This window comes from Sphingomonas sp. jy18 (assembly GCF_056931895.1).
The window spans coordinates 61,051-74,483 of the sequence record NZ_JBXPBT010000008.1; the positions used below are offsets into that span (position 1 = coordinate 61,051).

Sequence of the window (13,433 nt, forward strand, 5' to 3'; positions counted from 1 at the left end):
CAGGGTTGCGCCGCGCCGCACTGGATTGCTTCGCTCGGCTTGCAATGACGCGTAGCGGCAAATGAAGCCGCCCAAGCGCGCCATCGAAGCCCTGCTGGCAGGCACACACGCCGATCCCTTCTCATTGCTCGGCGTGTTCGATGGGCCCAAGGGCGTCTTTGCCCGCGTTCTCGTCCTCGGCGCAGAGACTGCCGAGGCGCATGATCTGGCGGGCCGGTCGCTCGGCCTGCTCAAGCGCATCGACGATCGCGGCCTGTTCGAAGGCCCGGTCAGCGGACCGCGCCAGCCGGTGCGCTATCGCGCCACTGGCGGCGGCGCGGAATGGTGGGTGGCCGATGCCTACAGTTTCGGGCCGGTGCTGGGTCCGGTGGACGATCTGCTGATCGCAGAGGGCAATCATTTTCGCCTGTTCGACAAACTCGGCGCGCACCTCATCCAGCATGAGGGCGCGGAGGGGGTGCATTTCGCGCTATGGGCACCCAATGCCCGCCGGGTCAGCGTGGTCGGCGATTTCAACGACTGGAACGGCCTGCGCCACCCGATGCGCAAGCGGCTCGACATCGGCGTGTGGGAGATTTTCATCCCCGACATCGGCATCGGCCGCGCCTACAAATATGAGATCGTCGGCCCGGATGGCGTCGTGCTGCCGCTCAAGGCCGATCCCTTCGCCTTTGCCTCCGAACTGCGCCCCGCCACCGCCTCGCTGACCGCGCTGCCCGCTAAACCCGATTGGGGCGATGCCGCGCACCGTGCGCATTGGGCCGGCGTCGATCCGCGGCGTGAGCCGATCAGCATCTATGAAGTTCACCCCGGCTCGTGGGACCGCGACGACAATGGCTGGTTCCTGACGTGGGACGTGCTGGCCGATCGGCTGATCCCCTATGTGGTCGAGATGGGCTTCACCCATATCGAGTTCCTGCCGGTCAGCGAACATCCCTATGACCCGAGCTGGGGGTATCAGACCACCGGCCTTTACGCGCCCTCGGCCCGCTTCGGCGACCCCGCCGGCTTCGCGCGCTTCGTCGATGGCGCGCACCGCGCCGGCATCGGCGTCCTCATCGACTGGGTGCCCGCGCATTTCCCCACCGACGCGCACGGCCTCGCCCGTTTCGATGGCACCGCGCTCTACGAGCATGAGGACCCGCGCCTCGGCTTTCACCCGGACTGGAACACCGCCATCTACAATTTCGGGCGGCGGGAGGTCTCGTCCTTCCTCGTCAACAACGCGCTGTTCTGGGCGGAGCGCTATCATGTCGACGGGCTGCGCGTCGATGCGGTCGCCTCGATGCTCTACCGCGACTACTCGCGCGAGCCGGGCGAATGGATCCCCAATGCCGATGGCGGGCGGGAGAATTGGGAGGCGGTCGAATTCCTCCGCGCGATGAACAGGGCGGTCTATGGATCGCACCCCGGGATCCTTACCGTCGCCGAGGAATCGACCAGTTGGCCCAAGGTGACGCAACCGGTGCACGAAGGCGGGCTCGGCTTCGGCTTCAAATGGAACATGGGGTTCATGAACGACACGCTGCGCTACATGGCGCGCGACCCCATTCACCGCCGCCACCATCATGACGAGATCACCTTCGGCCTGATGTACGCCTTCAGCGAGAATTTCGTGCTGCCGATCAGCCACGACGAGGTGGTGCACGGCAAGGGCTCGATGCTCGGCAAGATGCCGGGCGATGCCTGGCAGAAATTCGCCAATCTGCGCGCCTATTACGGCCTGATGTGGGGCTATCCCGGCAAGAAGCTGCTGTTCATGGGGCAGGAGTTTGCGCAAGGGCGGGAGTGGAGCGAGGAACGCGCGCTCGACTGGCATCAGCGCGGCGACGCAAGCCATGAAGGCGTGCGCAGCCTCGTCCGCGATCTCAACCGCCTCTACCGGCAAAAGCCCGCGCTGCACGCCCGCGATTGCGAGGGCGATGGGTTCGAATGGCTGGTGGTCGACGATGCCGCCCAGTCGGTGTTCGCCTGGCTGCGCAAGGCGCCGGATGCGCGGCCGGTCGCGGTGGTCTGCAACCTGACCCCGGCGGTGCGCGAAGGCTATCGGCTGCCGCTGCCGCATGACGGGCGCTGGGCGGAGATACTGAACAGCGACGCGGCGCTTTATGGTGGCAGCGGCATCGGCAACATGGGTGGAGTCGAGGCGCGGGACGGGGGTGCCGTGATGACGCTGCCGCCGCTCGCCTGTGTGATGTTGGAGTGGGTCGAGTGAGGAAGTGAACTGCACCTTGTGTCATTCCCGCGAAAGCGGGAATCCAGGAGCGACATAGAGCGATGCTTCGTTCCGCCCCTGGATTCCCGCTTTCGCGGGAATGACAAGGAGACGAAGCAATAACGGGAGAGAGCGATGGCAGAACGGACAGGACAGCCGCTGGCGCGTGACGCCATGGCCTATGTGCTTGCGGGCGGGCGCGGCAGCCGGCTCAAGGAACTGACGGACTCGCGCGCCAAGCCGGCGGTCTATTTCGGCGGCAAGACGCGGATCATCGATTTCGCGCTGTCGAACGCAATCAACTCGGGCATCCGCCGCATCGGCGTCGCCACGCAGTACAAGGCGCACAGCCTGATCCGCCATCTGCAGCGCGGCTGGAACTTCCTGCGCCCGGAACGCAACGAAAGCTTCGACATCCTGCCGGCATCGCAGCGCGTGTCTGAATCGCAATGGTATGAAGGAACCGCCGATGCCGTGTTCCAGAATATCGACATCATCGAAAGCTATGCGCCCAAATATATGGTCATCCTGGCCGGCGACCATATCTACAAGATGGACTATGAGCTGATGCTGCAACAGCATGTGCAGCAGGGCGCAGACGTCACCGTCGGTTGCCTCGAAGTGCCCTGTGCCGACGCCACCGGCTTCGGCGTGATGGCGGTGGATGCCGCCGACCGGATCACCGCCTTTGTCGAAAAGCCCGCCAATCCGCCCGCCATCCCCGGCAAGCCTGGCATGTCGCTGGCGTCGATGGGCATCTATGTCTTCAACACCGATTTCCTTGTCGAGCAACTCCGCCGTGACGCCGCCGATCCGGGCAGCAAGCGCGACTTCGGGGGGGACATGATCCCCTATATCGTCAAGCATGGCAAAGCGGTGGCGCACCGCTTCTCCGCCTCCTGCATCCGCGCGGCGCAGGAGATAGAGGAATATTGGCGCGATGTCGGCACCATCGACGCCTATTGGGAAGCCAATATCGACCTCACCGATACCGTGCCCAAGCTCAATCTGTACGACCGCGACTGGCCGATCTGGACCTATTCGGAGATCACCGCGCCGGCCAAGTTCGTGCATGACGAGGACGGCCGGCGTGGCATGGCCATTTCCTCGCTGGTATCGGGCGATTGCATCGTCTCGGGCTCGGCGGTGTCGCGCAGCCTGCTGTTCACCGGGGTCAAGACCGGCAGCTACTCCTCGCTGCACGAAGCGGTGGTGCTCCCCTATTGCAACATCGGCCGCCACGCCCGGCTGCGCAAAGTCGTGGTCGACCGCGGCGTGCGCATTCCCGAAGGGCTGGTGGTGGGTGAGGACCCGGTGCTGGATGCGCAGCGCTTCAATCGCTCGGAGAATGGCGTGTGCCTGATCACCAAGGCGATGATCGACCGGCTGTGAGACGCTTTTTCGTCATTGCGAGCGCAGCGAAGCAATCCAGGGCGGTTCGCGCACACTCTGGATTGCTTCGCTGCGCTCGCAATGACAGCAGCGGCTGTAAGGCGTTCATGCGATGACCCTCTCCGTCCTCTCCGTCGCGTCCGAGGCTGTGCCGCTGATCAAGACCGGCGGCCTCGCCGATGTCGCCGGTGCGCTGCCGACGGCGGTCGCGCCACATGGCATCGGCGCCACCACGCTGCTGCCCGGCTATCCCAAGGTTCTGGCCGGGTTGGGCAAGGGCAGGGCGGTCCACCGCTGGGACAGCCTGCTCGGCACCCCCGCCCGCCTGCTCAAGGGCCATCTCGGCGATCAGCCGCTGTTGGTGCTCGATGCCCCGGCGCTCTACGACCGGCCGGGCGGCCCCTATGCCGATGCCGCGGGCAAGGATTGGGCCGACAATTGGCGTCGCTTTGCCGCACTCGCCAGAGCCGCCGCGGACCTCGCCAGCGGCGCGGTCAAGGGGCAGCGCTTCGATGTTTGCCACGCGCATGACTGGCAGGCGGCGATGGCGCCGGCCTATCTGCGCTATGCACCCGGTCCGGGGCGTGCGGCGCGCAGCATCATCACCATCCACAACATGGCCTTTCAGGGCCAATATGGCGCGGACATTTTCCCCGCACTCGGCCTGCCGGCCAGCGCCTGGGGCATCGACGGCGTCGAATATCATGGCGGCGTCGGCTTCCTCAAAGCCGGCATGGCGGCGGCGGACGCGATCACCACGGTCAGCCCCAGCTATGCCGCGGAAATTGCTACAGCCGAATTCGGCATGGGGCTGGAAGGGCTGGTCCGCGCCCGTGCCGACCGGGTCACCGGCATCGTCAACGGCATCGATCCGGCGGTGTGGAACCCGTCCATCGATGGCGATCTCGCCCAGCGCTTCACCGCCCGCACTCTGGGTAGCCGCGCCGCCAACAGGCGCGCTGTGGAAGCCGCTTTCGGGCTGGAGGCGGGCGACGGGCCGCTGTTCATCGTCGTCAGCCGGCTGACCTGGCAGAAGGGCATGGATCTGCTGCTCGGGGCCATCGATCATCTCGCCGGGCTCGGCGGCCGCCTTGCACTGCTCGGCACCGGCGATGCCGCGCTGGAGGATGGCTTCCGCGCCGCAGCCGCGCGCCATCCTGGCCGCATCGGCGTGCGCATCGGCTATGACGAGGCGCTGTCGCATCTGTTGCAGGGCGGCGGCGATGCCATCCTGATCCCGTCGCGCTTCGAACCCTGCGGCCTGACGCAGCTTTACGGCCTCGCCTACGCCTGTGTGCCGGTCGTCGCGCGTACCGGCGGCCTCGCCGACACGGTGATCGACGCCAATGTCGCCGCGCTGGCCACCGGGGTCGCCACCGGCGTGCAGCACGGGCCGGGCGAGGAGGCGCTGCGCCACGCCATCAGCCGCACCATCGCGCTCCATGCCAATCGGTCGACATGGCGGCGGCTGCAGCGCAACGGCATGGCCGCCGATTTTTCATGGGCCCGCAGCGGCGCAGCCTATGCGGAGCTTTACGCGCAACTGGCAGGACAGGCATGACAGGCATCATCTCGCACCCGACGCAGCCCTTCGAAGGGCAGAAGCCCGGCACCTCGGGCCTGCGCAAGAAAGTCCGGCTGTTCCAGCAGCCGAACTACGCCGAGAATTTCATCCAGTCGGTGTTCGACAGCATCGACGGCAAGGCTGGCGCGACCCTCGTGATCGGCGGAGACGGGCGTTACCACAACCGCACCGTCATCCAGACGGCGATCCGCATGGCCGCGGCGAACGGCTTTGGCCGGGTGCTGGTCGGACAGGGCGGCATCCTCTCCACCCCCGCCGCCAGCCACATCATCCGCCTGCACAAGGCGCTGGGCGGGCTGATCCTGTCCGCCAGCCACAATCCCGGCGGCCCGGACGAGGATTTCGGCATCAAATATAATATCGCCAACGGCGGGCCTTCTCCCGAGGCGGTGACCGAGGCGATCTACCAGCGCACGCTGACCATCGACCGCTGGCTGACCGTCGAGGCCGACGATGTCGATCTCGACAGTATCGGCACCAGCAGCGTCGCCGGGATGACCGTCGAGGTGATCGACGCGGTCGCGGACTATGCCGCGCTGATGGAAAGCCTGTTCGATTTCGGCGCGATCCGCGCGGCGCGGGAGGGCGGCCTCACCATCGCGTTCGATGCGATGCACGCGGTCACCGGGCCCTACGCGACCGAGATACTGGAACGGCGGCTCGGCTTCGCCCCCGGCACGGTGCGCAACGGCGTGCCGCTGGAGGATTTCGGCGGCCATCACCCCGACCCCAATCTGGTCTACGCCAAAACGCTCCATGACGACATGATGGCTGCGGACGCACCCGATTTCGGTGCGGCGTCGGACGGGGACGGGGACCGAAACCTGATCATCGGGCGGCACCGCTTCATCAACCCGTCTGACAGTCTGGCGATGCTCGCCGCCAACGCGCATCTCGCCCCCGCCTACGCCGCCGGGCTCAGCGGCATCGCCCGTTCGATGCCGACCAGCGGCGCGGCGGACCGGGTTGCGACCGCGCTCGGCATCCCGCTGTTCGAGACGCCGACGGGGTGGAAGTTCTTCGGCACCCTGCTCGACGCCGGCATGGCGACCATCTGCGGGGAGGAAAGCGCGGGAACCGGCAGCGATCATGTCCGCGAGAAGGACGGGCTGTGGGCGGTGCTGCTGTGGCTCAACATATTGGCGGTGCGCGGCATTTCCGTCGACGCGCTGGCGCGCGATCACTGGGCCCGGTTCGGCCGCAACTATTACGCCCGCCACGATTATGAGGCGGTCGACAGCGCGCGTGCCGACGCGCTGATGGCGGAACTCAACGCCGCGCTGCCTGCCCTCGCCGGGCAGCGGTTCGGCACGCTCACCGTCGCTGCGGCGGACAATTTCGCCTACACCGATCCGGTCGACCACTCGGTCAGCCGCAACCAGGGCGTGCGCATCCTGTTCGCCTGCGGCTCGCGCATCGTCGTCCGCCTCTCGGGAACCGGAACGCAAGGCGCGACGTTGCGCCTGTATCTGGAGCGTTATGAACCGGCCGACGGTACGCTCGATGCGGAGACGAATGCGATGCTGGCCAGTCTGGTCGAAGCGGCGGAAGCCATAATCGGGATCACCCGGCACACCGGCCGGCAAGCACCAGACGTCGTTACGTGAGCCAGACTTATGGGGCGTCAGCGCATGACGCCGGCGTACGCTTCAGGGTCCGCTCGCCCGAGGCCGACCTCGTCGAACTGTGCCTGTTCGATGGCGACATCGAACAGCGGGTGGCGATGCAACGCGACGGCGAGGACTGGGTCGCCGATGTGCCGGATATCGGCCCCGGGCAGCGCTACGGCTATCGCGCGCATGGCGAGTGGAATCCGGACGCCGGCCGCTGGTTCGATGCCAACAAGCTGCTGGTTGATCCCTATGCCGTCGAACTCGACGGGCCGTTCGCGCACAATCCCAAGCATAGCTGGGAAGGGCAGGACGACACCCACAAGGTGCCGCGCGCCATCGTGCCCGCTGCCATGGTCCACACCCCGCCACCCCCGCTGCAGTTCCAGCGCGGCGGTCTGGTCTATGAGGTCAATGTCCGCGGCTTCACCATGCTGCATCCCGATGTGCCGGTCGAACAGCGCGGCACCATCGCCGCGCTCGCGCACCCCGCGATCATCGCGCACCTCAAGACATTGCATGTCACCGCCATCGAGCTGATGCCGGCCACAGCATGGATCGACGAAGCGCATCTGCCGCCGCTCGGCCTCTCCAACGCCTGGGGCTATAATCCCGTCACCTTCATGGCGCTCGACCCGCGCCTCGCGCCCGGCGGCGTCGCCGAGTTGCGCGACACGGTGACGGCGCTGCACGACGCAGGGATCGGCGTCATCCTCGATCTCGTGTTCAACCATACGGGAGAGAGCGACATCGGCGGGCCGGTGCTGAGCTTGCGCGGGCTCGACAACAAGAGCGCCTATGCCCATGCCGACGATGGTTCGCTGATCAACGACACCGGCTGCGGCAATACCGTGCGCACCGGCCATCCGGCGATCCGCCGGTTGATCCTCGACAGCCTGCGCCATTTCGTCGGCCAGTGCGGCGTCGATGGCTTCCGCTTCGATCTTGCGCCGGTGCTCGCGCGCGATCCCGGCTTCGATCCGGCGGCGCCGATCTTTGCCGACATCGCTGCCGACCCGCTGCTGGCCGACCGCATCATGATCGCGGAACCGTGGGACATCGGCCCCGGCGGCTATCAGCTCGGCAATTTCCCCGCCGACTGGCTCGAATGGAACGACCGCTACCGCGACGACATTCGCCGCTTCTGGAAAGGGGAGGCCGGGGTGGCGGCGCTTGCGACCCGCCTCGCCGGGTCGAGCGACATTTTTGGGCAGCAGACCCGCAGCGTCAATTTCCTCGCCGCGCATGACGGTTTCACGCTGGCCGATACCGTTGCCTATGAAGATCGGCACAATGAGGCCAATGGCGAGGAAAACCGCGATGGGCACAGCGACAACAACAGCTGGAACAATGGCGTCGAGGGGCCGACCGACGACCCGGAAATCCTTTCGCGCCGCCGCGCCGATGTGAAGGCGCTGCTCGGCACGCTGTTCGCGTCGGCCGGGACCATCATGCTGACCGCGGGCGACGAATTCGGCCGCACCCAGCATGGCAACAACAATGCCTATGCGCAGGACAATGCCGATTTCTGGATCGACTGGGCGGGACTAGACGAGGATCTGCTCGCACACACCGCCGCGCTCTCAGCCGCGCGCTCCGGGCGGCTGGAGGCTTTTGCCAGTTTCGATCATGATGCCCGCTGGCTGCGGCTCGATGGGGAGCCGATGCAGGAAAGCGACTGGCAGTCGCCGGATACGCCGGGCTTCGTGCTGGCAACGAAGGGCTATCGTGTGACGGTGGACCGGGCAGCGCGGGTGGTCTGTCTGGACTGAGCGCCCCCGAGGACCGCCGTCATTGCGAGCGTAGCGACGCAATCCAGCGTCGGCGTTAACCGTTCTGGATTGCTTCGCTGCGCTCGCAATGACGAGTAAAGGCAGGCCCTCAGATCCGCTCGATGATGATCGCCGGGGCCATGCCGCCGGCCGCGCACATCGTCACCAGCCCGTAGCGCCCGCCCGAGCGCTCCAGCTCGTCGAGCGCTGTGCCGATCAGGATCGAACCAGTCGCGCCGATGGGATGGCCCAGCGCCATCGCCCCGCCGTTGATGTTGACCTTCTCTCTGTCGAGGTCGAGGTCGCGGATGAACTTCTCGGCGACCACCGAAAACGCCTCATTGATTTCCCAGACGTCGATGTCCTCCTTGGTCAGGCCGGCCTTTTCCAGCACCTTCTTGGCGGCCGGTACCGGCGCGTTGAGCATCAGCGTCGGGCAGTCGCCCTGGTTGGCATAGGCGACGATGCGCGCACGCGGCTTCAGGCCATGCTTGTCGGCATAGTCTTTGGAGGTGATCAGCAGCGCGGCCGCGCCATCGACCACGCCGGACGAGTTGCCGGCATGGTGGAAATGCTGGATCTCGAGATCGGGATAGACGCGGTTGATCTGCTTGCGGAAGGTCGTGCCGCCGATGTCGAAATCGGCAATGCCGGCAAAGCTCGGCTTCAGCGCCGCCAGACCCTCGGCGGTGGTTTCGGGCCGCGGGAATTCCTCGCGATCGAGCGCGACGCTGCCGTCGGTGTTGAGCACCGGCACCACCGACTTGGCGAAGCGGCCTTCCTTGATCGCCCGGTCTGCACGCTGCTGGCTGACCAGCGCCAGGGCGTCCAGCGCCTCGCGGTCGATCCCTTCCATCGTCGCGATGGCATCGCCACACACGCCCTGATGGCTCTGCGGGTGCAGTTCGTCGAGCGCCTCATGGCCCGATCCCATCAGCCGCGGCGGCAGTCCGGCGTTGGCCTGCTCGGCGGCATAGGCGGTGGTATAGCTCATCATCTCCGTCCCGCCGGCGATGACGCAATCTTCCATGCCGGCCATCACCGTCGCCGCAGCGAGGTTGACCGAGGTGATGCCGCCACCGCAGAAACGGTCGAGCGTCGTGCCGCTGGCGCTGATGTCGAAACCGGCGGACAGTGCCGCCATCCGGCCCAGATCGCCGCCCTGCTTGCCGTTCTGCGAGGATGTCGACCAGATGATGTCGTCGACGCTCTTGGTGTCGAGATGGTTGCGCTCGCGCAGCGCCTTGAGCACGGTCGCGGCCAGATGCTGCGGATGCAGGTGGCTCAGCGCGCCCTTGCCGGGCTTGCCCACCCCGCGCGGGGTGCGGACGGCGTCGATGATATAGGCTTCGGGCATCTTCTTCTCCTGAGTTCATCCCGTCATTGCGAGCGTAGCGAAGCAATCCAGTGCTGCGCAGGGCTGCACTGGATTGCTTCGCTACGCTCGCAATGACGATTGAAGGGTTTGGCTAGCATTATCGCGGCGCCATCCGGATCGCGCCATCCAGTCGCACCGCCTGGCCGTTGAAATAGCCGTTGCGGACCATTTCCAGCGCCAGGCTGGCATATTCGCTTGCGCGGCCCAGCCGCTTGGGGAAGGGCACGGACGCTTCCAGGCTTTCCTTGACCTTGGGGTTCATGTTGCCGAGCAGCGGCGTTTCGAACACGCCGGGCATGATCGCGTTGACGCGGATGCCGAGGTCCATCATGTCGCGCGCCATCGGCAGCACCAGCCCGTTGACCCCGGCCTTGGCCGACCCGTAGATCACCTGGCCGATCTGCGCATCCTGCGCGGCCACCGACGCGGTGAAGATGATTACCCCGCGCTCGCCGTCCTCGAGCCCGTCGAGCGTCGCCATCCCCTCGGCGGAGATCGAGCCGATGCGGTAGCTCGCGGTCAGGATGCCGGCGACGCCATAGGCATAATCCTCGGTCGGCGTGCGGCGGAAGCGGCCGGTCTCCTTGTCATATGCCAGCGTCTTGCCGCGCCGCGATGTCATCGCGCAGTGCACGCACACCCGCTCCTGCCCGTGCGCCGCGCGGGCCTTGGCAAAGCCGTCGAGGCAGCTCTGCTCGTCGGTGATGTCGACCCGCACGAACAGCCCGCCGATGCTCGCCGCGACCTCCTCGCCCAGCGCCTCGTTGATGTCGAAGATGGCGACCTTGGCGCCCTGCGCCGCCAGTGCCTCGGCAGTCGCCCGGCCTAGCCCCGATGCGCCGCCGGTGACGACGGCGGCGATGCTGTTGTCGATGTTCATTGCTGTCTCCCGAAATTCTCTTTCGTCATTGCGAGCGTAGCGAAGCAATCCAGGGCGGTTTACGCGACTCTGGATTGCGTCGCTTCGCTCGCAATGACGGTTGGCTGAAACGACATTGCGCTACGCCGGTATCATGTTGAACGGCACGCCCTTGTCCGGCCGATGATCCTGCGGCAGTCCCAGGATGCGCTCGGCAATCGTATTGAGCAGCGTCTCGTCGGACCCGCCGGCGATGCGCCCGGTCGGCGCGTTCAGCCAGCTGAAGGTCCAGTCCTCCTTGCCGAACGCCTGATCGTCATAGGCGATGCCCGCCGCACCCTGCAGGTCGATGGCGAGTTCCGACAGCTTCTGGCGGGATCGCACCGCCACCAGCTTGTTGAGGCTGCCCTCCGGCCCCGGCGCCATCCCGGCCTGCATGAGTCGCATGGCGCGCGCCGTGATCGCGTCGAGCCCGGCGCGCATCGCATAGTTGCGCGCGATCGCGCTGCGGATGCGCCCGTCGGCGATCGCCGGTTTCCCGTTGATGTCGACGTCCTTGGCGAGATCGACGAACAGGTCGAGATGCGGACCGAAGCCGGCGCTGTCGGTGGCGATATAGCGTTCGATCATCAGCGTGGTGATCGACAGGCTGAAGCCTTCGCCGACCTCGCCCATGCGCTGCTCGTCCTCCAGCCGCACATTGTCGAAGAACACTTCGTTGACGTGGCTGTCACCGCCCGCCAGCTTGATCGGGCGAACCTCGACGCCCGGCGCCTTCATGTCGACCCAGAAGAAGGTCAGCCCCTTGTGCTTGGCCACCGTGGGGTCGGTGCGCGCGACGATGATGCCATAGTCGCTGTAGTGCGCCCAGCTGGTCCACACCTTCTGCCCGTTCATCCGCCAGCCGTTGCCATCGACCTCGGCCTTGGTCCGCAAGCCGGCCAGATCGGTGCCGCCCGATGGTTCGGAGAAAAGCTGGCACCAGATTTCCTCGCCCTTCAGCGCCGCGATCACCCGCTCGCGCGCGAATGCCTTGTCGCTGGCATAGCGCATGATCATCGGCACCGGCATGCCCAGCGAGATGCCGAAATAGACGTTCGGCATGCCGAAATGCATTTCCTCGGTGTCGAACAGCAGCTTCTCGATATGGCTCAGCCCCTGGCCGCCGAATTCGACCGGCCAGTTGATGCCGGCATAGCCCGCATCGAACTTGGCGCGCTGGTAGCGGCGACCGAGCGCCAGATCTTCCTCATGGCTAAGCCCGCGCCGCGCCTCGCGGCCGAAGGTGGGGGCTGCGGCTTCGAGCCATGCGCGGGCGCTGGCCGAATAGGTTGCGTGGTCGGTCATGCGCAGCTCCTCCCCGGAACGGGGAGGGGAACCATCCGCAGGATGGTGGAGGGGCAGGGGCTAGGCGCAAAGGCAGCAGCAGGACCCTGCCCCTCCACCACTTCGTGGTTCCCCTCCCCGTCCCGGGGAGGACCTGTCCGCTCGCTCATGCCATTTCTCCCGTGAGTTCATCGACCAGCACATCTTCCCAGAACAGCGCATTGCCCTGTTCGATCGACAGCGTCCGCGCCCGCCGCTGGTGCAGGTGCAGGCCCGCTTCCCAGGTCACGCCGATGCCGCCGTGGAGCTGGATGCAGTCGCGCGCCGCCGTATCATAGGCCTCGCAGGCGGAAAGCCGCGCGGCGGCGGCATGGCGCACCAGTTCGGGCCCCTCGGCGTGGGCGGCAGCATGCAGCGCGTTGGCACGGGCGATCTCGATCAGCCCATAAAGCTCTGCGATGCGGTGCTTGACCGCCTGGAACGCGCCGATTGGCTGGCCGAACGCCTTGCGCGTGTTGGCATAGTCGCGTGTGCGCAGCATCAGCGCCTCCGCGCCGCCGATCTGCTCATGCGCCGTGACGATCGCCTGCCGCGCCAGGATCGCCAGCGCGGCGCCATGCGCATCGGCTGCGGCCAGCGGCGTCGCCGGGGTGTCGGAGAACAGCAGATCGGCGGTGCAGCGGCTGTTGTCGAAGCTCGGGATCACGCGCCGCTCGACCCCGGCAAGGTCGGCCACCACCAGCACCGGCCCGTCCGCACCCTGCGCCCAGACGATGGCGACATCGGCCTTGGCCCCGCCGCTCACGGCCGGCTTGGTGCCGCTCAGCCGTCCGCGCTCGAACCGCGCCTCGGGCCTGCCCGGCAGCGGCGACGGTCCTTCGCTGAACGCGACCGCGCCGATCGCCTCGCCGCTCGCCAGCGGCGCCAGCCAGCGCGCCTGCGTCGCTGCGTCGCCATGCCGCATGATGGCATCGGTCGCGCCATAGCCCGCTGTCAGGAAGGGTGCGCCGGCCAGATTGGCGCCGACGGCCAGCGCCACCTGACCCAGCTCGACCAGACCCAGTCCCAGCCCGCCGGCATCCTCGGGCGCGGCCAGCGCCGTCCAGCCCTGCTCGCGCGCCATCGCCCACCAGCTTTCGTCATAGGCACCGGTGGTTTCGAGCAGGCTGAGCGCCCGCGCCTGATCGGCCCGGGCGTCGGCCACCCGCCGCGATTCGGTAGCGATCGCCTGCTGGTCGTCGTCGAGCAGAATCGACATAGCTTCTCCCAAGTTTTTTTCGTCTGTTATCCCGCCAG

General features: G+C 66.8%; 9 protein-coding genes. 5 read left to right on the forward strand and 4 right to left on the reverse strand.

Features of this window, described 5'->3' with window-relative positions:
- Positions 1-61: 61 nt before the first annotated feature.
- The 5 genes from glgB (at position 62) to glgX (ending at position 8,574) form a co-directional block, all read left to right on the forward strand.
- The gene (gene glgB / locus AC0QC4_RS15165; protein WP_483660758.1) at positions 62-2,215 is read left to right on the forward strand and encodes a 1,4-alpha-glucan branching protein GlgB; all 2,154 of its coding nucleotides are present in this window, start codon (positions 62-64) and stop codon (positions 2,213-2,215) included.
- A gap of 135 nt (positions 2,216-2,350) precedes the next feature.
- The gene (gene glgC / locus AC0QC4_RS15170) at positions 2,351-3,607 is read left to right on the forward strand and encodes a glucose-1-phosphate adenylyltransferase (RefSeq protein ID WP_483660760.1); all 1,257 of its coding nucleotides are present in this window, start codon (positions 2,351-2,353) and stop codon (positions 3,605-3,607) included.
- A gap of 112 nt (positions 3,608-3,719) precedes the next feature.
- The gene (glgA, locus tag AC0QC4_RS15175) at positions 3,720-5,168 is read left to right on the forward strand and encodes a glycogen synthase GlgA (protein WP_483660761.1); all 1,449 of its coding nucleotides are present in this window, start codon (positions 3,720-3,722) and stop codon (positions 5,166-5,168) included.
- The gene (locus AC0QC4_RS15180; protein ID WP_483660762.1) at positions 5,165-6,799 is read left to right on the forward strand and encodes an alpha-D-glucose phosphate-specific phosphoglucomutase; all 1,635 of its coding nucleotides are present in this window, start codon (positions 5,165-5,167) and stop codon (positions 6,797-6,799) included. The genes glgA and AC0QC4_RS15180 overlap by 4 nt, the downstream gene beginning before the upstream one ends.
- Positions 6,796-8,574, forward strand: a complete 1,779-nt coding sequence (gene glgX / locus AC0QC4_RS15185) for a glycogen debranching protein GlgX (RefSeq protein WP_483660764.1) — start codon at positions 6,796-6,798, stop codon at positions 8,572-8,574. Before AC0QC4_RS15180 ends, glgX begins: the two co-directional genes overlap by 4 nt.
- 109 nt (positions 8,575-8,683) lie before the next feature.
- Here glgX and AC0QC4_RS15190 read toward each other — a convergent pair whose 3' ends face one another.
- The 4 genes from AC0QC4_RS15190 to AC0QC4_RS15205 form a co-directional block, all read right to left on the reverse strand.
- The gene (locus AC0QC4_RS15190) at positions 8,684-9,931 is read right to left on the reverse strand and encodes an acetyl-CoA C-acetyltransferase (RefSeq protein ID WP_483660765.1); all 1,248 of its coding nucleotides are present in this window, start codon (positions 9,929-9,931) and stop codon (positions 8,684-8,686) included.
- 118 nt (positions 9,932-10,049) lie between these two features.
- A complete protein-coding gene (locus tag AC0QC4_RS15195) occupies positions 10,050-10,832 on the reverse strand; it encodes an SDR family NAD(P)-dependent oxidoreductase (RefSeq protein ID WP_483660766.1) in 783 nt (260 codons plus the stop codon).
- 120 nt (positions 10,833-10,952) lie between these two features.
- A complete protein-coding gene (locus AC0QC4_RS15200) occupies positions 10,953-12,158 on the reverse strand; it encodes an acyl-CoA dehydrogenase family protein (RefSeq protein ID WP_483660768.1) in 1,206 nt (401 codons plus the stop codon).
- 145 nt (positions 12,159-12,303) lie between these two features.
- On the reverse strand, positions 12,304-13,395 hold the full coding sequence (locus tag AC0QC4_RS15205) for an acyl-CoA dehydrogenase family protein (protein ID WP_483660770.1): 1,092 nt from the start codon (positions 13,393-13,395) through the stop codon (positions 12,304-12,306).
- Between the last annotated feature and the right edge of the window lie 38 nt (positions 13,396-13,433).

What these genes read in the sequence shown, in the direction of transcription:
- glgB (WP_483660758.1), top strand. Translation starts at nt 62, where the DNA reads ATGAAGCCGCCCAAGCGCGCCATCGAAGCCCTGCTGGCAGGCACACAC.
- glgC (WP_483660760.1), top strand. Translation starts at nt 2,351, where the DNA reads ATGGCAGAACGGACAGGACAGCCGCTGGCGCGTGACGCCATGGCCTAT.
- glgA (WP_483660761.1), top strand. Translation starts at nt 3,720, where the DNA reads ATGACCCTCTCCGTCCTCTCCGTCGCGTCCGAGGCTGTGCCGCTGATC.
- AC0QC4_RS15180 (WP_483660762.1), top strand. Translation starts at nt 5,165, where the DNA reads ATGACAGGCATCATCTCGCACCCGACGCAGCCCTTCGAAGGGCAGAAG.
- AC0QC4_RS15190 (WP_483660765.1), bottom strand. Translation starts at nt 9,931, where the DNA reads ATGCCCGAAGCCTATATCATCGACGCCGTCCGCACCCCGCGCGGGGTG.
- AC0QC4_RS15195 (WP_483660766.1), bottom strand. Translation starts at nt 10,832, where the DNA reads ATGAACATCGACAACAGCATCGCCGCCGTCGTCACCGGCGGCGCATCG.
- AC0QC4_RS15200 (WP_483660768.1), bottom strand. Translation starts at nt 12,158, where the DNA reads ATGACCGACCACGCAACCTATTCGGCCAGCGCCCGCGCATGGCTCGAA.
- AC0QC4_RS15205 (WP_483660770.1), bottom strand. Translation starts at nt 13,395, where the DNA reads ATGTCGATTCTGCTCGACGACGACCAGCAGGCGATCGCTACCGAATCG.